We start from the raw sequence: 20,380 nt of genomic DNA, 5'->3' as shown, positions 1-20,380 counted from the left end.
GCGTCAGTGGGAATAAAGGGCGGGCCATGCAATTTTTGCTTGTTCAATCAAAAAAATGGCAAATTATCCGATATATTTCAAGCTTTGGGTACTAGGTTTGGGTGGGCCGGTGGGCGATGGCCGCCAGTGGCTGCCGTGGATACATATTGATGATCTGGTCGGGGTGTTCCTGGCTGCAGTCTTGGATAGCCGCTATCATGGCCCGATCAATGCGGTTGCGCCCAATCCAGTGCGCTACCACGCATTCGCTGCTGCCTTGGGTCAGGCATTGCACCGGCCGGCCTTTTTGCCGGTGCCGGCCTGGGTACTTAAGCTGGTGCTTGGTGAAGCTGCAGCGCTGGCGCTGAACAGCTACCATGTCGTACCTGCCCGGTTGTTACAGGAATATGATTTCAAGTTCCAGTATGCCGACTTGCCGGCAGCGCTGGCCGATCTGGTTGGGCAAGACAAGCCCTAAGCCCTAAGCGCCAGGCTTGTCTGGTGTGAAAAAGGCTTAAGGCACTCAGGATGAGTGAGTGATGTCTATCTCCTAGGCGGTTTGTGCGCCCAAGTCTCTTTGTATGACATGGCGCAGCAGATCGGTCGAGGTAAGAATACCCCAGGGTTGATCGCCCTCGGCCCGCACGATAAGGCTGTTGATTTTATGGTTCAACATTTCCTGAATCGCTGTGCCAATGTCGGCGGAAGGGTCGATGACATAGGGTTCGTCGGTCATGAGGTCCTTGACCCGTTGCTCGTTCTGGCCATCTTTCGAACCCTGGCGGGCCATCAGGAGATCCCGGTCGCTGAGTACGCCGACCAGTTTGCCGCCATTGAGTACTGGTAGATGGCGGCAGCCATATTCCTTCATCATTGCCTGTGCCTTTTCGATTGAAATGTCAAAACCTATGGTTTTAGGCATGGGGGTCATGAGCGCCTGAATCTTTGTCATTTTTCACCTCGCATAATTTTAATCAGGGCATGCAACGCATCGGTGGCTGTGAAAATACCCAGCAGTTCACCTTTGTCATCATTCACCAGCACGCTGCCTATCTTTTTCTCGGCCATTTCCAGCGCGACTTTCTGAAGGGGGGTTGCACGGTGGAAGGTTGCCACTTCCAGTGTCATGAGATCCGCAGCCTTTATCAGGTTTTTCTCGTTGAGATTCAGGGCCGCAGCCATCTTCAAATCGCGATCACTCACTATCCCAACCACTTTCCCGGCGGAGACGATAGGAAGATGGCGCACATGATGCTGCTGCATCAGTGTTTTCATTTCATCGATCGAGCTGTCCTCACGCGCCGTCACCGGATGAAGTGTGGTGTGCATTTCGACTGGAATTTCCAGCTTTGTTTTCATAAGAGCCTCCCGAGCTCAGCCAATTGAACTGATTTATACCAGATCACAGAGTGCTAAGGAAGGCAAACCTGCTGTCTGCCGTTTTCACAATATCGCAACAGTCTGGCTTTATGCCGTGATTTGAAAGGGTTGCATCTACCGGGGGTGTTTGTGACAGAGCGGTTGGTACAGAGTTGGGGTGAGGTTTAAAGTGGCCACTCTTGTCTGCTGGCAATAAAAGTCTTATTGTGGTGCCATCTGTACATCCTGCTGAATGCATATAAGGTGCATTGCATGCCTCTCTGAAGCTGGTGACAGTTCATAGGCATATGATCCATTGTAATCTGCTCAACCCCATAGGCTATTGTGAAAAAACAACTGGACAGCATATTCAAACCGAAAGTGATTGCCTTTATCGGCGCTTCCGAGAAAGAAGGTTCCGTGGGCGCGGCCATGATGAACAACCTGTTCAACGGCGGTTTCAAGGGCAAGATCTATCCTGTCAATCCAAAGCGCAAGACGGTTCTGGGCGTTCCTGCCCACAAGAATATCAAGCAGTTGTCCGAGCAAGCGGACCTGGCCATCATCGCTACGCCTGCGCGCACTGTTCCGCAGGTTGTGGAGGAATGCGGCGAGGCCGGTGTGGGTGGGCTGTTGATTATCACCGCCGGGTTCAAGGAAGCCGGTGAGGCGGGTCAGCAGATGCTGGCGCAGATTCTCGCTTCCTGCCAGAAGTATGGCATGCGTATTATCGGTCCCAATTGTCTCGGTTTTATCAGCTCGGAACTCGGCATCAATGCCAGCTTTGCCACCAAAATGGCGGGCAAGGGCAACATCGCGTTCATTTCTCAGAGCGGCGCCTTGTGCACATCGATTCTTGACTGGGCGCAGGATCAGAACGTGGGCTTCAGTCATTTTGTTTCCATCGGTTCGATGGTGGATGTGGGATTTGCGGAATTGATCGACTATTTCGGGATGGATGCAGCCACTTCTTCCATTCTGATCTATATGGAAACCCTCAAGGACGCGCGCAAATTCATGAGTGCGGCGCGCGCTTTTGCCCGCTCCAAACCGATCATTATCCTCAAGGCTGGCAAGAGTCAGGAAGGTGGCAGGGCGACCTTGTCGCACACTGGGTCGATTGCCGGCAACGACGCCGCGTTCGATGCTGCCTTTCAACGTGCCGGCATCATCCGGGTGGATACCATCGCCCAATTGTTCAACTGCGCTCAGGCGTTGGCCATGCAGCCGCGCCCCAAGGGCAACCGGCTGGCAATTGTGACCAATGCGGGCGGCCCGGGTGTGCTGTCGACTGATTATCTCATTACTCGGGGTGGCCGTCTGGCGCAGCTATCTGAGAAGACCATGCAGCGGCTCGACGAATGCCTACCGCCGAGCTGGAGCCACGGCAATCCGGTCGATGTGCTGGGGGATGCGGATGCCGAAACCTATCACAAGGCGTTGGATGCCTGTCTGGCGGATAGCCATGTTGATGGCGTGTTGGCCATATTGACCACGCAGGCAGTCACCCAGCCTGTCGATACGGCGCGTGCGGCCGTGAAGATTGCCGCCAACTATCACAAACCGGTGCTGGCCGTGTGGATGGGCGAGAGCGACGTGGCCGAGGCGCGCCAGGTATTGGAAGCTGGCAAGATTCCCAACTATCGCTACCCCGAGAGCGCGGTGGATGTCTTCTTGAAAATGTGGCTTTACTCGCGCAATCTGGAATTGCTCTACGAGACTCCGGAGGAGGCGCCACAGCAGTTTACGCCGCGCAAGGATGCTGCCTGGCGTCTCATTCGCCAGGCGTTGTCGGAGAGTCGCAAGCATCTCACCGAGAATGAGGCCAAGGCGCTGCTGGCATGTTATGCCATTCCCACCGGGGCCGGCAAGCTGGCCTCTTCCGAAGAAGAGGCCGCCGAGTTTGCGGCCCGGATTGGCTTTCCAGTTGCAATGAAAATTGTTTCGCCCGATGTGTTGCATAAAACCGATGTCGGCGGGGTGAAACTCAATATCCCAGACCGGGTCGCTGCCAAGGCCGCCTACCAGGCGCTGATGACGTCCGTGCTGGGGCATATGCCTGAGGCCGTTATTCACGGTGTGCTGATCGAGGCCATGGTGAAAAAGCCTTTTGAATTGCTGATAGGGGCTAAAAAGGATCCGATTTTTGGGCCGGTGATCGCATTCGGCAGCGGTGGCGTGGCGGTCGAAGTGCTGCGTGACACCCAGCTTGGCTTGCCGCCGCTCAATATGCGCTTGGCTTACCGTATCATCGAGGGGATCCGCATTTTCCCGCTGCTCAAGGGGTATCGCAATTTGCCTGGTGTGGATCTGGAGGATCTCGCCTTTACGCTTACCAAGTTTTCGCACCTGCTGGTCGATTTCCCGGAAATCAGGGAGGTCGACATCAATCCCTATGTTGCCGATCATGAATCCGGCATTGCGCTTGACGCCCGGGTGGTACTGGATCCCTTCCAGCCCCGTCGCAGGGGGCATCCGCACGACCATCTGGTCATTTCGCCCTATCCTGGCAAATATACCAAGCATATCAAACTGAGAAATGGCATGGATGCTGTCCTGCGCCCGATCCGGCCGGAGGATGAGCCGTTGGAAACCCGGATGTTCGAAAACCTGTCCGATGAAAGCATCGCTTTTCGTTTCTTCGGCTATGTGCCCCGGGTCGATCACAATTTTCTGACCCGTTTCACACATATCGATTACGACCGTGAAATGGCGATCGTGGCTGAAATTCAACAGGATGGCCAGAAGCACATGGCCGGTGTGGTGCGCATCATTGCGGACGCCTGGGGCGAAAGTGCCGAATATGCCATCGTGGTCGCGGATCACTGGCAGGGACTGGAAATCGGCAGCAACATGACCGACTATATTCTGGAGATCGCGCGTGACAAAGGCATCGCCAGGATCTATGCCACCATGCTGGCCAGCAACCAGCGCATGATCCATATGCTCGAAAAGCGGGGTTTCAAAATGACCCGGGAGGATCGCGAAACCTTCCATGCGGAGCTGGATCTGGAAAATGCCATGCCCTTTGCTGCCGAGCTGCCTTTCCAGCCGATATGAGGTGGCTGTCTTCGATTGCGATTTAGCTGTCCCGGCATTGCCATTACCCGCCCCACCACTGATGTTGAATAGAACAACTATTCGCCTCAAATGATCGAAAAATCCCGCTCAGTCAGCTTTGCTCTCGCTACGATCGCTATTCTCGGACAGCCTCCTGGCGCCAGTGATAGGCCCAATGTCAGGGTTGTGGTCTGGCTTGCTGCATGGGCGACGTCTGTTTGCTGGCGGCATGTTTCCTGGGTCATGGCGTTGACGTCAGGCGGCGGCAACATGATGCTTAGGAGCCGCTCATAAATAACTGTAACACTTGGATCGCATCTGGCGGGCGCATGCGGCGCTACTCGTCGTCGCCATAGCCTTGCTATGACTCCTCCTCTCGCCTTGCATCCCACCAGACGCGCCCAATTGTCACACTTATTCCTTCACGGCTCCTTACTTGTGTGCCGTGGATGTGCCGAGCGCATCCGTGATTTGATTGAAGGGTTTGCCCTGCAGGAAGTTGCGAATGTTATCGGCGAGCAGATCGAGCAGGCGCTGTCTGGATTCCCTGCTGGCCCAGGCGGTATGCGGTGTGATAATCAGATTGGGGTGTGGGTAGTCCAGCAGAATGTTGCCATGGACCGGCGGCTCCTCTTGCAATACATCGATGCCTGCGCCGGCAATGCGGTTGGCCGACAGGCATTGCAGCAGATCGGTTTCATTCACCAGGCCGCCGCGCGCGGTATTGATCAGATAGGCCGTGGGCTTCATCAGCGCGAACTCCGTGTGGCTGATCAGGTCTCGGGTTTCTTCGGAAAGTGGGCAGTGCAAGCTAATGAAATCGGACTGACTGAGGACTGCATCAAAGTCCCGCCGCCCGGGCCGGATGAGGGCGGCGGAGGTGTTTTTGTGTTCGGCAATCAACAATTGCATGCCGAATGCCTGCGCGACCTTGCCGACGGCCTTGCCCAGTTCGCCATATCCGATAATGCCGAGCCGCTTGCCTGTCAACTCTTCTATTCCAAAGTCCAACGGACAAAAAAACGGGCTGGTTTGCCAGCCACCATTTCTTACCAGCTGCTGATATTCCACGAAGCGGCGGGTGAGGTTCAGCATCAGCATGAAAACATGCTGCACCACGGAAGGGGTGGCGTAGCCTCGTACATTGCATACCGGAATATTGTGCTCAGCAGCGGCCACCAGATCGACATTGTTATAGCCGGTGGCGGCCACACAAATCAATTTCAGACGGTTTGCGGCAGAAATGGCCGGGCGGTTCAGCATGGTTTTGTTGCTGATCACGATTTCCGCATCCTTGATCCGCTCCGCGACCTGCGCCTGGTAGGTCTCGTCATGGAATTGCCAGGGGGAGATGGCCTGCTCGAGTGTGGTTAAATCCAGATCACCACGGGTAACGGAACTGAAATCAAGAAAAACCGCGCGCATAGATGTTTGTAAACATGAGTGGAGAATCGTGCTATAGAAAGCAATGTATGAAAAGCACAGGACATTGTCAAATATGTTGTTGATCACGTCCGACTGCATGGTTATTTTGAGCACCTTAACCGTCATGTTTCGGACTGTCACAGGCAGGTTGATGAATGTGAAATAACTCCTAAGCCACTTGTCCAAAAATAGGGAACCACTTCTTGATAACTATTCTGGCACAGGGGGATAGCATGGAATTAGGATCTGGAAAATATCGACGGCGCTTGCCTTAAGTTGTAAGATGTTAATTTATAGCATAAGCGCAGCCCGTATTAGAGAAACAAATATGGGTTAGTTCTGAGAAAGTATATAACTGCAGAGTGATGACATGATTCCATGGCGTGTGAAGTCTTTTTTTTCCGAGAATTTTCCACTTGGTTATCACCTACTGGTCAATTTGCGTAACCAGCATAAATCGGAAGAATATTGGGATAATGCTTTTGACCAGAGTTGGCAATCTGGTAACCGTGACTGGCCAACTAAAAATAGATTAATAAAAGCTCTGACATCCCCAGCAGATCGAATACTGGATGTTGGCTCTGGGACAGGCTCACTACTGAGATATCTAAAAGAGAATAGCTATGCACACTTGGAGGGGCTCGATATTTCCAAGCGTGCTGTCGAGGTTCTGGGTAAACATGGCATCACGATGCATCATGCGGTATTACCTGATCTTCCTAAGCTTGGCCAGCAATATGATGTGGTCATCGCATCCCAAGTGCTTGAGCACATTATACGCCGTCAAAAATTTTTAAGTGGTTTACAGAAAATTCTTAAACCATCTGGATCATTGATAATTTTTGTTCCTGACAACTGCCTGGGGCCGATAGATGAGCCTAGTCATGTTGTTAAGTTTAATAAAAATAGCCTCATGAAGGAGCTTTCTACTTGCTTCCGTTCGGTATTCATTGAAAGTATGAAAGATGATAACTTTGAGATTCCCATCTTGTTTGCATACGCTCAGAACAATATCCAGAAATATACTCATGATGAGCTAGCAAACATACTTTCCCAAGTTACTCATCAACAGCGAACTGATAATTCGTTATAAACAAATATAATTTTAACATATTGATTTCGCTATTTATTTTAATTTTATTGAATCAGCTCTTGACCAGTAGCGATGTAACACCGAAGGGGCATGCACCCAATATGAGCGGTCGACTTTGCCTAGTCTCATCAACAACATAAATAAGCGCATATATCCTATATTAAGGTATTTTTTGGAGAACCTGGATTCGTTGAGCAAAATCTTGGCCTTTTGCAAAGCGGTATGCCTTCTCTTTTTAATCTGTTCAGAAGATATTTTTCTATCCCATTGGTAACTTAACCCATCTGGTTGAGGAAGTAAGCAGGGTTTATGGTTTGGGTATGCCTGCCATGGCACTTCCAAAACGCCCAAATTCCGTGGAAAGCATTTTAGCCACTCCAAATAAAAATTGTGGTACAAGAATGGATCTATTGGGTGTCGAACTATTTCTTCTATAAAATCAGAGTCATAAAAAGGTTCTTCAAATTCAATGCGCGTTAAATCCATATTCTCAAAATGATTGAACATATGTCGGCGCTGGTCATTAAGCAAGAGAAACAGGTAAACAATACGGCTCGGATCTGCTGACTGAATAGACTCGATTTCCGCTTGTATGCCCTTATTGATTAACGTGACAAACGTGCTTCCAAAACTCGAGTTGAAAAGCTTGGTAGAGGTGCCCCATTGGTTATACGTCATGAATGATGTGACAGCTTTTTTAAAATCATGTGCACACGCGGCTTGAACAATATCTGTATTCAGATAGACATGTCCTAGACCAACGCTGCCTCCATCACCTGACCAAACCACGCTCGGACGTTGCGGATCTTGATTAAGAAACTCAGCCGAGTTCAACCATTCTCGTACCGCAGCTTTACCGTAGGGATCTCCCCCGACGAGAGGGCGAAATTGAAGATGAGAAAAATGTGCCACACCGATTTGCTTGGCAGCAAGCTGGCTGAATACATAATCTTGACTACCGGGGGTGCTAAAATTTGCGGTAAATACGTTCACACCCGAAGCTTGCAGCGCTGCAACCACTGCACGCGAATCTAGGCCACCACTTAAAAAGGCAGCTACTGTTTTTTGTTTTCGTAATCGAATACTAATGGCATCCATGAATATTCTGTAAAGTCGTTCAGGTAGTTTTTCATCCGGAATTGCCTTGAATTTTGTCGATTCTGGCAAGCTGTCCCAACGCCAATATCGTTGGCGTTCAAATTCATTTATGCCGTAACTCCAGATTTCTCCAGCATGAAGTGTATAAATATTTTCATAAGGCGAACGATCTGAAAGTGGATAGCCAAAGCAAGCTATCTCTGCTACGCCCTGAGGATCTACTGTTTTTCCAAACAAGGATATTGCTTCCAGTATTCGTAATGCAGTGGAAAAAATAATGCAATCGGGTAGCACCCAAATATAAATTGGCCTCACGCCGAGCTTGTCAGTTATCAAATGTAGTTTCTGACGAGTTTTGTCGTAGGCGAGCGCGCAGTAGATTCCCCGACATAAACGTAAAACATCCTGTTTTCCGGTTACTAAATCATTTGCAATCATTTGCAGGCTTTCTTTTCGTGGCAAAGGTGCGGCATCATTCCCGTTCTGTAGTATGGGATCGCCAGCAATGAATGCAGTAATACTGGTTTTGTAAAATTCACCTGGTTCACCCAGTGCCCCGATATCGGTCTTCAATAGGCAGATCCTGTCGTCTGAATATTCCAGCACGTTGCTTGCATCGTCAGGATGGCGAGAAATGGAAGATCTCAATTCATTGATAAGCTCGGTAGGTATGGATTGACCAGGCCGACGCATAAAAACGCCTGCAAAAATCGTCATCAGATTCTCTCTCGTAATTAAAAACTTTGTGAATATTCTGGAATATTAGAAGCTGTCCGGAAGTTTCCGTTATAGACCCATCCTCGTCTTCAACGTTATATCCATTGCGGCGATGCATTGTCGCTGATAAGTATGACGTATGATCATTTCTGGTGCATGACAAGGGAGAGGAAAGCGGTGTAACCTGTTGGTAAAGATCTCGCCAGATCAACCAATGTAAAGGAAACGCCGCAGTGACAGATGATAATGTTTTAGAACTGAACGATCCAGGACAAAATGATCCGCTAGAAGGAAGTGCTGCGGGATGGCGCACGTAAGATGCTGGCAGCAGCGATTGAATCGGAGGTAGCCAGTTTTATCGATCAGCATGGCGGTTTAAGAACTGCTGAAGGTAAAGGGGCCGTAGTCAGAAATGGCTATCTGCCTGAGCGTACGATTCAAGCCGGGTAGCGAAACGCTGAAACACTTGCTGGGACCGGATGCGCCAGGATTGTCACCGGCGACGATCAGCCGCTTGAAGCAGCAATGGGAGCAGGACTACCGGGACTGGAGCCGGCGTGATTTGAGTAACAAGCGTTATGTCTATGTCTGGGCGGATGGGGTCTACAGTACGGTCAGAATGGATGATCGATTATGTCTTTTGGCGATTATTGGTTCTGATGAAACGGGGCGCAAGGAATTGCTGGCGTTGTCGGATGGCTATCGCGAGTCGGAAGCAAGCTGGACAGAAGTATTGATGGGTTTGCAGCAGCGTGGCCTGAAAGATCCGCCCAAACTGGCTATCGGCGATGGCGCGCTGGGTTTCTGGAAAGCCGTTGCAAAATGCTGGCCCCAGACCGATCCGCAACGCTGCTGGGTGCATAAAACCGCTAATGTACTGGAGAAACTGCCCAAGACCATGCAGCCCAAGGTCAAGGAAGCTCTGGATAATATCTGGCAGGCGGAAACACGGGAACAAGCTTATGCAGCATTCGATCACTGCATTGAACGTTTCAGCCCGAAATATCCCGAGGCGATGGCATGCCTAGCAAAGGACAAGGGTTCCATGCTGGCTTTCTACGATTATCCTGCAGAAAACTGACAGCATATCAGAACGACCAATCCGGTTGAATCGGTACTTGCTACCGTCAGACTGAGGACAGCCAAAACAAAAAACTGCGACAACAATATTGACCATCGCCATGGCGTCGCTGTTTGTCAAAGAAAAAGCTTGTTTTCTCGACCGCGGCTATTTCCTCTGTGTATGGAAAGGTGTTTGTTCCCGGGGTGTAAATTCAAAAATTTCACTTTGCTTATAACCAGTTATTCTGACAGGCTCGTCTGCACTAAAAGTAGAAGGTAATATTTCTATTACCTTTGGGCTGTGCACCTTGCAAATTAACCAGTGAGTATAAAGCCGTTGACCATTGCGCGTAAGAGTGAATAAGCAAGACTAAAGCAGCGATATTGATTTGATTGGTTGGCACCTGGTAGCCCTAGAATCAGGCGATGCTCAATTGAATAGTCACTCAATGTCTTTTTGAGTGAGGCTCATCCACCTACTTTAGCCAATTGTTGCTGGGTCCCAGTTCATGGATCTTTCATTACGTATGCATAAAATATGAACCAATGTCATGAATCGGCTATCATGGTAAAGCTCTAAATCATTTCTGCATCTGCAAAGCGTTTGCATTTTTTTGTGTCTTTCACTTTTTTATAGGGAATAAGCATGTCGAATATTGCCGGCAAAGCCTATGCCATGAACGTGATCACGCCGATCCGCTGGACGACCGCATGGCTGAACAAGCTGATCTTTTGGATTGCCTTGAAGAGGCCTTCAACCTTGCGGGGTTTGATTACATTGTCGTTGATTCACTATGCGCGCTGGGTCATTATCGGCAAGAACCAGTTTCCGCACCTTGATTCCAGTCAGCCCAAAGAAAAACTGCATTATTCCTACATGCTGTTCTTCAGCAATTTTAATGGCAGCTGGGACCAATATGTCGATTCGTTCACGTTTGCGATTCCAGGCGGGCTGGATTTGTTCTGGAAGTGGAATATCCGCTACCCCAAATCCGTCGCATTGACGCCATTTCATCATTACATCCGCTATAACCAGATAGAAACCATTCATTACTACAATGCTTATCCGCTGGCGACCTCCAACGATGTCAAAAGCGCCAAAGCGGTCAAGGATGCGCTGATCCAGTTTCAGTGTCAGTCAGCGGACGATGAAAGTGACGATAATTTTTTGCAGCGTTACAACGCGCTGCTGCGGGGCTTGCAGCATGATCTGGGCGCCATGCATCCGACCCCGATTGTCAGCATGTCTGCCTATCAGGTGGAACGCCGCAAGCGTTGGCATGATGGCAGTCTGCAGAAGGAAATCGCCGCTCAACAAGCTGCGCAGGGAGGGCAAAATCATGACAGGTAATATCAGTGGCAATGCTTACGCGCTCACTATTCTCTCGCCGATCAAGGATGGCTATACGCCGGACGAGATCGCCTATGCGGATTTGATCCGCGACCGGCTGCAGGGCTGGAACATGGAACATAACAGCCCGATGGCAAAGGTGCCACAAACCTATCTGTGCCGTTTCTTTGTGCTGGATGACGTGTATACCGAATCTTTGCCGGGCGCGGGTTTCCTGGATACATTGAGCGATTTGTTGCCGGTGGTGCCGGACCGGACCCGGCGCAATGCCTTGCCCAAGGAAGATCATTTGCAGTCACGCTATCTGGTGTTTTCATGCAACTTTCATGGGGGGGCAGGCGGCGATCTGGAGGGCTATCTGCGCGGTATGTGGGGGGCCATTGGCGACCGGATCCGTGAAATCTGGGGTTATTGCTATGGCTTTGAGCAGGTCACTGATGCCGATACTTTTATCACCTACATGAAGAAGTGTCAGTTGCCGGCGGCGCTGTTTTTCAATGGCTCCAACGATGAGCCGCTGGAAGAGCAATTGAAGGCGCTTTATCTGAAACAGGAATTGGCCAAGTTTGCAGCTGAAAATCAGGGCCTGGATGCTGCAACCCTGCGGCGTAATTTTCAGGCCTTCATGCAACGTGTGGCACCGACCAATTTGGCCGAGCCAACCTGGCCGGCCGGAAAATACAGAATATAGTGGGGTGAGAGAGTGACTCAGAAACTGGACTTGCTTGATATACAAGGTAATATTATTCGGGCCTACGGCCGTTTCGGTTACCCGATGGCGCGTTATGTGTTTTTCAATATTCGCCATTCTGCACGTGCCCGTGAGTTTGTCGGTACTGTGACCGATCGGGTGACAACGGCCGTTGAATGGGGGGAGGGCCCGGGGCAGATCAAACAACCGGATTGGACAGTCAATATCGCCTTCGCCTATCAAGGGCTCAAGCAGCTGGAATTGCCACGAGCTTCATTGAGCGGCTTTTCCCCGGAGTTTATTTCCGGCATGAAGGATCGTCGCGATATTCTTGGCGATGACGGGCCGAGTTCGCCGGAAAATTGGGATCCCATCTGGGCCGAGAATCGTAAAAATCGGGATAAGGATGTACATATTTTCATCGCGCTCAATGCCCGCTTACCAGCCCTGTTGGAAGAGGGGTATGCCTGGTTGACCGGTGTGGCCAAGCAATACCGAGACGCCGTGGCGATTTTGAACGGGCACCGGGGTGAGCATGGCGCATTGTATGATTATCAGGATGTCAAGGCGGTGATGGAAAATGGCCAGCCTACCGCCAAAGAGCATTTCGGTTATACCGATGGTATCGGTGACCCGGTCTTTGAGGGTGCGCCCAATTACGATTTGAACGTCCGGGGGCGTGGCAAGCAACTGGAGGACGGCAGCTGGGCGCCGCTGGCTACCGGCGAATTTCTGCTGGGCCATATCGATGAAGCCAGGGAATATCCGCCGGCACCAGAGCCGATATTGCTGTCGCGTAACGGGACTTATATGGTGTATCGCAAGCTGCATGAGAATGTCGCGACTTTTGACGCCTATCTGGATGAGCAGGGCAGAAAATACCCGGGGGGTAAGGAGTTGCTCGCTGCCAAATTCGTTGGCCGCTGGCGTGACAATGGCGCACCGTTGGTCAAAGCGCCCGATGCTGAAAGCAAGCAAAAATTCGATGCCGAATTTGCAGCGGCAGATCAGGCAGGCAAGGATAAGCTGTTGTCCGATTTTACGTTTGATGACGACATGAGCGGTGCCAAGTGTCCGTTCAGTTCGCATATTCGCCGCATCAATCCCCGCGCTTCATTGCAGATGGTTAAGGGGAGTAAGCCCGGTTCGATGATTTTCAACAAAGATGCGTTCGATACACCAGGTGCGTTGTCCAATCGCCGTCGTATCCTGCGCCGGGGTTTGCCTTATGGTGAAGTGAAGGACCGTTCGCGGGATGACGGGAACCACGGTATCGTCATCATGATGCTCAACACGGATATCAATCGCCAATTCGAGTTTGTGCAGCAGGAATGGATCAATTATGGCAATGATTTTCAGGAAGGCAGCGACAAGGAAATCTTGCTGGGCAACCACAATGCCGATAATAAATTTCCGAGCAAGGCGGTGCTGCAGGTCGATCCCAACAGCGATCAGGCACCCTATATGCTGAGCAAAATTCCTCGTTTTATCGAGACAAGGGGAGGCGAGTATTTTTTTGTGCCGAGTCTGACCGCATTAAGAATGATTGCCCAAGGCGTGGTGGATCCTACCTGATTGTGGGTTCTCTGGGGAACGCTGCTCGATGCCGCTCGGTGTAAGGTGCATGACTATGTCATGTTTGTACCGTTTCCCGGATGAGTACGCGAACAGCTCATTCCTCGCAGTCATAACCCAGCATGATCAGGCCTTCGAGCAGGTGGTCAGCCAAGTATGGATGCGCAAAGAGGTATTCGGTGGTGTTTTCGTTCCAGGCGTCCTGGGCGGCTTCGACTGCTTCCTGCCACTCATCAGCTTCGTAATCTCCCCGCCCCATCCACATCAATGCGACAATTTGTGCCTGTTGATCCGGCTCCAAGTCTGCGATATTGGCACGTGCTTCTTGGAAAGTCAGGTCATCGGTGTGGTCGGCCAGAATCTGCATCGCCCAGTCATCGTCGCTCGGGCTGATCGGATCTTCCGGAATAACCACCTGTTCCTTGGCGTGAAATTGGCGGGCTTTGTTGATAATCGTGCAAACGGTCTCAGGGTTAATGTCCAGCATGGTTTTTCTCCTGCACATGCTTTGGAGTCGCTCATAAATAACTGTAACACTTGGATCGCATCTGGCGGGCGCACTGCGGCGTGACTCGTCGTCGCCATAGCCTTGCTATGACTCCCCCTCTCGCCTTGCATCCTACCAGACGCGCCCAATTGTCACACTTATTCCTTCACGGCTCCTTTAAGAAGTTATCCGGGAATCTGCCTCCGATAGCGGAATGCGAGTCACGTCCCATGCCGCTGTCTACCGTACCTTATGCTTCATAGAAAACAGTTCGGAGATATACAATCGATCCGGCTGTTTGGAGATTTACCGGTTGCGCGTTAGCGGCGGGTATTGGATTCTTTGCGTTGTTCGAGCGCTATCAGCTTGCTAAGCGCATCCAGTTCCTCGGACAGTAGCGCCAGCAGATCATCCAGTGTGACGATCCCGGCTAGCTTGCCATCCTTATCCACCACCGGTAGGCGGCGTACGCCTTTGGCTCGCATAAATTGCAATGCCTCGAAGATGCCGGCATTTTCCTGAATGGTGACCAGATCGGGCGCCATGATATCCCCAACCGTGATCGTGCTGGGATCAAGTTCCGGGGCGATGATTTCCACGACCAGATCACGGTCGGTCACGATACCAACCGGTACGCGATGGCTGTCATCCTCGCTGACCACCAGCACATTGCCAACATGATGCTGTCGCATCAATTTGGCAGCTTCCAATACGGTTTCCTTGGGTTTTATGATGACAACTTCACGTCTGCAGATTTCACCGATAGCCATGATTGAATCCTCCTTGACATGGTTGGTTCATGGAATGGAGCGGAATCCATGGCATTTTTACCAATTGATTGCACAGATCACCGACTGCAATTTTGTCTAGGAGGCTGTCCGAGAATAGACTGATCCACTGCGGACGAGCCTGGCTGGCCGGATTTTCCGATCCTTTTCGTTAAATAGAACCACTATTCGCCTCAAATGATCGGAAAACCCCGCTCAGCCAGTTTCGCCCTCGCTACGATTGCTATTCTCGGACAGCTTCCTGGGAGCCTTGCGTGTTCTGCGCCGAATCGAGATTCACTTATGACAATCTAACGAAAAATCCTGGGCAATAAAATACGTATGGACGCGTAAGGAGTTGACCAAGAAAAGCCGGTTGATGGTTTTCGATGGCTGCCTGGAAATTATGTGCTTCAAACCGGGCGTGTTGCATGGCATTGCACCTTGAGGGCACCTGTTGTCTGAGCTCCCTGCGCGGGATGCGTTTGCGCAGCATCAACTTGTGGTCAGCTCGGACTGTTACGTGGGAATCTGATCGCAGCATTAGCCGGTGAATTTGCCTCAGTGCTATTGGCATGCGAATCTTGCGCAAAAAGTTGCTGCGGCCATATAAAATACCCGGCTATTTTAGCCGGGAATTATGGCAGGTGGCATCACGTGGGCTTCAAACCGCGCATGATGCATATCTTTTCTGCAAATTTTGCTGCTTCCCGTCAGCTATGTATTGCGCGGTGTGCATGACGTGATTCCAAAAAAACTGGCATGGCCGGACCGTTCCACGCCGTTGCGCCCAGTCCCGCGCTGCCAGAACTGCAAATTGTCTGGTAGAAGCTTTCAGATTCAAAATTTTAACGATTGAAGATAAGTTATAAATCTATGAGAATTAAAGATAATCAAGAGGTTGTCGCCAGAAGATCCATTCCGCGCGTGGCCTATTTTCTTTTTCTGACGCGTTGGTTGCAATTGCCGTTGTACCTTGGGCTTGTCCTCGCGCAGTGCATTTATGTCTATCATTTCTGGGTTGAGCTGGTTGATTTGCTTGGCGCCTTGATGGGCAATCCGACATCGCTTGAACATATACTCGACTCGGTGACAATCAGGGATGGCGCCAGGCCGGCCACGTTGACTGAAACAGCCATCATGCTGGTCGTGCTGGGTCTAATCGATGTGGTGATGATCTCCAATCTGCTTATTATGGTGATAATCGGTGGCTACGAAACTTTTGTTTCACGGATGCATCTGGAAGGCCATCCCGATCAGCCGGAGTGGTTGTCGCATGTCAATGCTTCGGTGTTAAAGGTCAAGCTGGCTACGGCGATTATCGGCATCTCATCCATACATTTGCTGAAGACCTTTATCAATGCCAGTGCCTATGATGAAAAGACGATATTTGCCCAGACTGGCATTCATCTGGTTTTCCTGCTGTCTGCCATTGCGATCGCGTATAGTGATCGTATCATGGCGCATGGCCCTGTCCGGCCGGCGGACCATAAATAGGCCGAAGCATGCGCCATATATATTCAGCAGTAATCATCGTGCAAGGGTGTGTTTACGCATCATGGGTCATTATAGGAAAATCTGCCTGATTTTATGAACGACCCCAAACTAGAATTTCTGCCGGGCAAGACACCATATCCAGCCGAGAATTGCCCGTGGCTACATTCAAGCAAATCTGCGAATTGTAATCTGCTCGCTTATCGATGGCTGCGTTTGCTGTGGTGTGTGCCGCTCGTATTGATATTGACTGGCTGCTTGTCACCCATATCGCTCAATCGAGCGGTTATCGCCTATGACGATGCGGTGGTCAATGCTGAATCGAAACAGCTGTTGATCAATATTGCACGCGCTCAGCATCATCAACCTGTGCATTTCACGCGAGTATCGAATATTGCGGCCACATTTGATTTCAGTGCCAATGCTGGCGCCACACCTGCATTGACCGGGGATTCAGGAGGAATGCTGCTTCCATTGTTCGGGGGGAGTGTCTCGGAGAATCCGACATTCAGCATCATTCCTATCGAAGGCGAGGAGTTTATGAGGCGGTTGTTGACGCCGTTTCATCAAGGCAAGCTCATGCTGCTGTTGCGCCAACATTTCAATATCGATCTCTTGTTGCGGATGATGGCGCAGGAGGTGCGGTTGCAGCACGCAATCAAACCAAAGGCCAGACGGCATCATCGGGACGATGGTGAGGGGCATGGCCATGGGCATCGCGGCAAGCGAACCGCCGAATCCCGGCGACTCGATTTTATCGAGCAGCAGGGTAGCGAAGATCAGACGCCGGACAGGCACTCTCAGCACCGGGTCGGTTTGACCCCGGAGCAGGCATTGCGAACGCAACGCCGTCAACAGCTGCACCGACATCAGGCGACCTATCATAATGATGCGCTGGATCATGCCGGTTATGAAATGTTCCGGCGTGTGGCACTTCACCTTGCGGCCATCCAGGATCATGGACAGCTTTATGCGGAGCCATTGACGATCGAGCATAGTTGGACGCTGCCGGCAGGCGCGATGTCGGGCGAAAGCTTCCAATCGCTGGAGAAGGAATTTACCGTTCGCTACAATCAGCAGGACGATACTTTTATACTCAGCAAGCAGACATTGGGTCCGGTGCTGATCACCAACTATGACCCCGATATCCTGTGCTGTGAGGAGCGTAAGGATATCCAGGAGCTGATCAGCCCCTGGATCGAGAATGATGTCGCCTTTGATATTCATCCAGATTATCCTGGTGGAGAATGGCCGGTCAGGGGGTCTTTCCGCCTGAGAAGTTTTCATGCCATCCTCAATTTTATCGGCCATTCTCTGGGTGAAGAGCCGGAATATCATGTCGAGAAAGATCCGCGTACCCCGCCTATTGATCGGGATGAAAATCCAGTTAATACGCTTGAATTGATTGTATCGGACCAGTCGTTTCCCAAAAATACACTGTCGGTCCGTTCCCATGGCCGCTATTATGCGGTAAATACCACCGGGCCAAACGCACATTGGAACATGAATGCATTCCAGTTGCTCTATGTCCTGTTCCGCATGACTATTACCGATACCACGCAGCTCGGCGCACCTATCATCACAATTGGCAAATAGCCATGCATCAGCAAGTGCTTGAGACAATGGCTGTAAGCCTGGTTGAGCGAGTCTGAATGGTTTTGGCTTGAAGGTGTAAGCTGTATGCTTTTCACCGGAGAAGGTGAGATGAGGTTAGGATCGAATCAATCTCGTTTGGGCAGGGTGATTGTTTGTTCGCTGAGAATGAAATAACCGCCCTGGAAGGGCGGTTATGGTTGTTGAATCATTGATTTATTCATCATTCTCTATGTTGTCAGGCATGGAGTCCCGTTCCATCATGAGGCTGGGTGGATATTGCCCTGGTTTTGGATCCATGCAGGCGGTTAAGGAAGAAGCTACCAAGAGTGCTGCCAAGAAAAGTGAGAGTTTCATTTTTGTAATCTCCTATAATAGAAAAATACATAAAAATAAATCTTCTAACATACATGACTAGCTAGCCTTTCTTATTGAAAGACGGTTATATTATTAACATCCTCATATCCGCCTGTCAAGAGGATATATTATTTTTTTGCAGAATATTTTGATTTGTGTCAGACAAAGAGTGAAATTCGTTTGAAGCCATTCATGCTGATGGGAATGGCTGTTTGCTCAAAGTTCGATGGCGGAAGGTGCGCCGGGCCGGTTTGATCACCGGTTCATCATTGCCATTTTCACATGCTTTTTCCTTGGCCGAATGATTTCACAACTGGCGCGGTCTGCGCTTTGGAATTGGATGCGCGTGCATAGGGGGTGCGTCGCGAATCAAGGAAAACGAGGGTGACGACTGAGGTGTTGCTTGCAAGAGCTCGGTGCTGAAATACATCCCGAAAGGCAAGGGGGCTCACATATATCCGTTGTCGAGAATATTTGGCTATGCCAAAGAATGGGAGAAGCCACTCATCCAGGCCACGGAAAAGGAGCTTGCCTGGATCAGAAGAGAAGCATTTCACTTGAACAAGGCGCTGTTTTCGATACGATACGCAAAGGCTGCCGCCATGCAGGCAGAACTGGTTGAGGAATGATTGCTGCTGTCGTCATGGCGCATGCCGCCCAGGAACGATATTATTTTCACCCACACCAGTCGTGTCGGGCACAAAATTGAATGAGACACGGTACTACTTGTTGCCCAAGTGGCACCAGTCGATTGGTAATGTCATGAATAGAAAAAAACACTATCACAGTATCAGCGATATCATCGCTGCTGTTTATTGTGAACAGAAACTCATTTTCGATCGCGATCTTGGCGATGCTTCACCTTTGCCCATCCGGAAGAAGGCAGCCGAGGGTACATTAGAGCATCAGCGTTTTGCAATGGAAAGCCAACGGGCGGCAATCGACAAACGCTGTTTCATTGCATCCAGCATCTATGGCATCGATTCAATCGAAGCCGTGACATTACGCAAATGGCGCGATGATGTGCTGCTGCAATCGAAAATGGGCTGCTTGTTTGTGTATGGCTATTACCGGCTTTCGCCTTGCATGGTAAGCGTGATGGCGCACCAGGCCTGGCTGGTTTCACTGGCGCGCGCCGGCCTCGATTGGTGGCTTGCAGTACTCGATAAAAAAGTGAACAAGTAAAACGATGTTCGAATCAATAGCCGCTACGCTGGCAATCGTTGCCGTTTGCTGGATCTTTCTGAGCTGGCACAGGGCTGCCCGCGATTGGCGGCCTGCCGAGCTGAAAGCGGGGAGGGTGGTGATGATCGAAAAGGATCTGCGAATGAATCGCCCTTATCCTGTGACAGGCCGCCCCGACCAGGTCTATCAGCTGGCAAATGGTTTGCATATCCCGGTGGAAGGCAAGAATCGCGATAACTATTACGTTTATGATACGGACATCGCCCAGCTCTCCCTGCAGGCATGGCTGCTGAGACACAATGGCATGCCCACTGCCAAGCATGGTTTTGTCGCAATCAACAATCGCCAAACAGGTAAGCGCCGTGCGATCAAAGTGTGGTTGATGGATGACGAATGCTGTTCGAACCTGGTTGAGCGTTACTTGGACGTTATCGAATGCAGGGTACTGCCCGAGAAAAAGTTCGGCCCAAAATGCAAGGCTTGTGGTCACCAAATGATTTGTTGATGGTAAAAGCTGCTTCCTAATATTGCACTCCAACCTTCTCATATTATGAAATCGAAACAGAGCGAACAAGATTGCAGTCGAGCACTCATGGAGGCTAGGACAAGAATCAGTATAAGTGCATAGAATAACGGCATAGAAATATATTCTCGATAGCCGGACGCCAGGCTGCCATATAAGGTTGTGGTAGCGCGAACTGATCTGGGTTGCCTGGAGTGGCGTGATGATTAATTCCTGGGAGAAGTGAATATCGGGACAACACTTAATGCCCGTCGGTGAATGAGCAAGCTTGCATGTGAATACCCAATTAAATCCATTGGCATGTGGCGAAGCATGCAAATTAAATATTAGAAATTTCTTTGCTGTGGGATTGTTTGACTGACAAAGAAGTTTACTTCTACTTTGTCAGATTATTCCAAAGCCCTATTTTGCCTGACAGAAGACTGCTTTGCGCTGGATCTCCTCTGATGCCGCTTGTGAATAATTTCAGCCAATTCCTCGGCTGTGAGCTGTCTTCGAGGCAGCATATGAGCTAATGCTGTTACCAAGTCATTGACGGATAACATCGGCCATTGCTCTCTGCCC

The 20,380-nt window shown here is 50.5% G+C and carries 19 protein-coding genes and 1 pseudogene; 12 read left to right on the top strand and 8 right to left on the bottom strand.

Annotation, left to right across the window (positions count from 1 at the left end; genetic code table 11):
• The first annotated feature begins 55 nt into the window (after positions 1-55).
• Positions 56-457: a DUF1731 domain-containing protein gene (locus BLV85_RS10975; protein WP_090415111.1), complete on the top strand. Its 402-nt coding sequence runs from the start codon at positions 56-58 to the stop codon at positions 455-457.
• A 72-nt stretch (positions 458-529) separates the two neighbouring features.
• Here the strand turns inward: BLV85_RS10975 and BLV85_RS10970 are convergent, their stop codons facing one another.
• Together BLV85_RS10970 and BLV85_RS10965 are read right to left on the bottom strand one after the other, a co-directional pair.
• Positions 530-931, bottom strand: coding sequence for a CBS domain-containing protein (locus BLV85_RS10970; protein ID WP_090415109.1), 402 nt, complete (start codon positions 929-931; stop codon positions 530-532).
• Positions 928-1,338: a CBS domain-containing protein gene (locus BLV85_RS10965; protein ID WP_090415106.1), complete on the bottom strand. Its 411-nt coding sequence runs from the start codon at positions 1,336-1,338 to the stop codon at positions 928-930. Before BLV85_RS10965 ends, BLV85_RS10970 begins: the two co-directional genes overlap by 4 nt.
• 345 nt (positions 1,339-1,683) lie before the next feature.
• Here BLV85_RS10965 and acs point away from each other — a divergent pair, with 345 nt between their 5' ends.
• Entirely contained in the window at positions 1,684-4,398 is a 2,715-nt protein-coding gene (acs, locus tag BLV85_RS10960) for an acetate--CoA ligase alpha subunit (RefSeq protein WP_218132820.1), read from the top strand.
• Positions 4,399-4,484: 86 nt separating this feature from the next.
• Here acs and BLV85_RS10955 read toward each other — a convergent pair whose 3' ends face one another.
• Both BLV85_RS10955 and BLV85_RS10950 read right to left on the bottom strand, forming a co-directional pair.
• Entirely contained in the window at positions 4,485-4,670 is a 186-nt protein-coding gene (locus BLV85_RS10955; protein ID WP_090415104.1) for a hypothetical protein, read from the bottom strand.
• Between the two features lie 160 nt (positions 4,671-4,830).
• Positions 4,831-5,823, bottom strand: a complete 993-nt coding sequence (locus BLV85_RS10950) for a 2-hydroxyacid dehydrogenase (protein WP_090415114.1) — start codon at positions 5,821-5,823, stop codon at positions 4,831-4,833.
• 370 nt (positions 5,824-6,193) lie between these two features.
• Between BLV85_RS10950 and BLV85_RS10945 the strand changes: the two genes are divergently transcribed.
• On the top strand, positions 6,194-6,916 hold the full coding sequence (locus BLV85_RS10945; protein ID WP_090415102.1) for a class I SAM-dependent methyltransferase: 723 nt from the start codon (positions 6,194-6,196) through the stop codon (positions 6,914-6,916).
• Between the two features lie 33 nt (positions 6,917-6,949).
• Here BLV85_RS10945 and BLV85_RS10940 read toward each other — a convergent pair whose 3' ends face one another.
• Positions 6,950-8,731 carry an asparagine synthase-related protein gene (locus tag BLV85_RS10940; protein WP_090415100.1) on the bottom strand — a complete coding sequence of 594 codons (1,782 nt, stop codon included), beginning with the start codon at positions 8,729-8,731 and terminating at the stop codon, positions 6,950-6,952.
• Between the two features lie 233 nt (positions 8,732-8,964).
• Here BLV85_RS10940 and BLV85_RS10935 point away from each other — a divergent pair.
• The 4 genes and pseudogenes from BLV85_RS10935 to BLV85_RS10920 form a co-directional block, all read left to right on the top strand.
• Positions 8,965-9,890, top strand: a pseudogene (locus BLV85_RS10935) (IS256 family transposase); the annotation flags it as partial.
• Positions 9,891-10,439: 549 nt separating this feature from the next.
• On the top strand, positions 10,440-11,144 hold the full coding sequence (locus BLV85_RS10930; RefSeq protein ID WP_218132819.1) for a hypothetical protein: 705 nt from the start codon (positions 10,440-10,442) through the stop codon (positions 11,142-11,144).
• Positions 11,134-11,835 (top strand): hypothetical protein, encoded by a 702-nt coding sequence (locus tag BLV85_RS10925; RefSeq protein WP_090415098.1) that lies wholly within the window; start codon positions 11,134-11,136, stop codon positions 11,833-11,835. Before BLV85_RS10930 ends, BLV85_RS10925 begins: the two co-directional genes overlap by 11 nt.
• A 12-nt stretch (positions 11,836-11,847) precedes the next feature.
• Positions 11,848-13,410: a Dyp-type peroxidase gene (locus BLV85_RS10920; protein WP_090415097.1), complete on the top strand. Its 1,563-nt coding sequence runs from the start codon at positions 11,848-11,850 to the stop codon at positions 13,408-13,410.
• Between the two features lie 97 nt (positions 13,411-13,507).
• Here the strand turns inward: BLV85_RS10920 and BLV85_RS10915 are convergent, their stop codons facing one another.
• Both BLV85_RS10915 and BLV85_RS10910 read right to left on the bottom strand, forming a co-directional pair.
• Positions 13,508-13,897 carry a DUF3775 domain-containing protein gene (locus tag BLV85_RS10915; protein WP_090415094.1) on the bottom strand — a complete coding sequence of 130 codons (390 nt, stop codon included), beginning with the start codon at positions 13,895-13,897 and terminating at the stop codon, positions 13,508-13,510.
• A gap of 320 nt (positions 13,898-14,217) precedes the next feature.
• The gene (locus BLV85_RS10910; RefSeq protein ID WP_090415092.1) at positions 14,218-14,667 is read right to left on the bottom strand and encodes a CBS domain-containing protein; all 450 of its coding nucleotides are present in this window, start codon (positions 14,665-14,667) and stop codon (positions 14,218-14,220) included.
• Positions 14,668-15,540: 873 nt separating this feature from the next.
• On the opposite strand from BLV85_RS10910, the gene BLV85_RS10905 reads away from it, so the two are divergent.
• Positions 15,541-16,161 carry a TIGR00645 family protein gene (locus tag BLV85_RS10905; RefSeq protein ID WP_090415090.1) on the top strand — a complete coding sequence of 207 codons (621 nt, stop codon included), beginning with the start codon at positions 15,541-15,543 and terminating at the stop codon, positions 16,159-16,161.
• A 93-nt stretch (positions 16,162-16,254) separates the two neighbouring features.
• On the top strand, positions 16,255-17,754 hold the full coding sequence (locus BLV85_RS10900) for a hypothetical protein (protein ID WP_245725184.1): 1,500 nt from the start codon (positions 16,255-16,257) through the stop codon (positions 17,752-17,754).
• Positions 17,755-17,967: 213 nt separating this feature from the next.
• On the opposite strand, the gene BLV85_RS15270 is transcribed toward BLV85_RS10900, so the two are convergent.
• Positions 17,968-18,108, bottom strand: coding sequence for a hypothetical protein (locus BLV85_RS15270; RefSeq protein WP_176974017.1), 141 nt, complete (start codon positions 18,106-18,108; stop codon positions 17,968-17,970).
• A gap of 416 nt (positions 18,109-18,524) precedes the next feature.
• Here BLV85_RS15270 and mobI point away from each other — a divergent pair, with 416 nt between their 5' ends.
• The 3 genes from mobI (at position 18,525) to BLV85_RS10880 (ending at position 19,798) form a co-directional block, all read left to right on the top strand.
• Positions 18,525-18,737: a conjugative transfer protein MobI(A/C) gene (gene mobI, locus BLV85_RS10890; protein WP_090415086.1), complete on the top strand. Its 213-nt coding sequence runs from the start codon at positions 18,525-18,527 to the stop codon at positions 18,735-18,737.
• A 133-nt stretch (positions 18,738-18,870) separates the two neighbouring features.
• On the top strand, positions 18,871-19,293 hold the full coding sequence (locus tag BLV85_RS10885) for a CFI-box-CTERM domain-containing protein (RefSeq protein WP_143032328.1): 423 nt from the start codon (positions 18,871-18,873) through the stop codon (positions 19,291-19,293).
• Between the two features lie 4 nt (positions 19,294-19,297).
• Entirely contained in the window at positions 19,298-19,798 is a 501-nt protein-coding gene (locus tag BLV85_RS10880; protein WP_090415081.1) for a PD-(D/E)XK nuclease family protein, read from the top strand.
• The last annotated feature ends 582 nt before the right edge of the window (positions 19,799-20,380 follow it).

The sequence above is a fragment of the Nitrosomonas halophila genome (assembly GCF_900107165.1).
Lineage (GTDB): Bacteria > Pseudomonadota > Gammaproteobacteria > Burkholderiales > Nitrosomonadaceae > Nitrosomonas > Nitrosomonas halophila.
Note: the sequence above shows the minus strand (reverse complement) of the source record. Positions and strands in the feature narration are given on the sequence as shown.